Below are 684 nucleotides of genomic sequence, written 5' to 3' on the forward strand. Positions count from 1 at the left end.
AACCCATGATAGCCGCATCACAGCCTGCAACTGCCATACCGCGAATACGCGCACGTGGTGTTAGACCCAAGTCTTTGGCTTTTTGTGCAGACATGATAAGCATCGCAGACGCACCGTCAGATAAGGCTGATGACGTGGCAGCTGTCACGGTACCACCTTTAGGATCAAATACGGGACGTAATGCCGCAAATGATTGTAGGTTGGCATCGGGACGAATCACTTCATCGATGGTGCAAAGTTGTAGGTTACCGTTTTCGTCATGACCTTCAATGCCGATGATTTCGTTTTTGAAACGACCTTGCTGTGTCGCTTCCCAGGCACGGCGATGTGATTCTACACCAAACGCATCTTGTTCTTGACGGCTGATGTTATTCATACGTCCAAGCATTTCAGCGGTTAAACCCATCATGTTAGAGGCTTTTGCGTAGTATTTTGAAGCTTCTGGATTGAGGTCAATACCGTGCATCATACCCACGTGACCCATATGCTCAACACCGCCGATAATGAACACATCACCTTGACCGGTCATGATTTGTGCTGCTGCGGTGTGAAGCGCTTGCATGGATGAACCACATAGACGGTTGACCGTTTGACCCGCCGTGGTACGTGGTAATTCAGCCAATAAACCGATGTTACGACCAATGTTCATACCTTGCTCTAGGGTTTGGTTGACACAGCCCCAGA

The 684-nt window shown here is 49.0% G+C and carries 1 pseudogene; it reads right to left on the reverse strand.

The window, feature by feature from the left end:
- A pseudogene (gene fadA / locus GY683_RS01600) lies at positions 1 to 684 on the reverse strand (acetyl-CoA C-acyltransferase); the annotation flags it as partial.

The sequence above is a fragment of the Moraxella sp. genome (genome assembly GCF_024227015.1).
Classification (GTDB): Bacteria; Pseudomonadota; Gammaproteobacteria; order Pseudomonadales; family Moraxellaceae; genus Moraxella.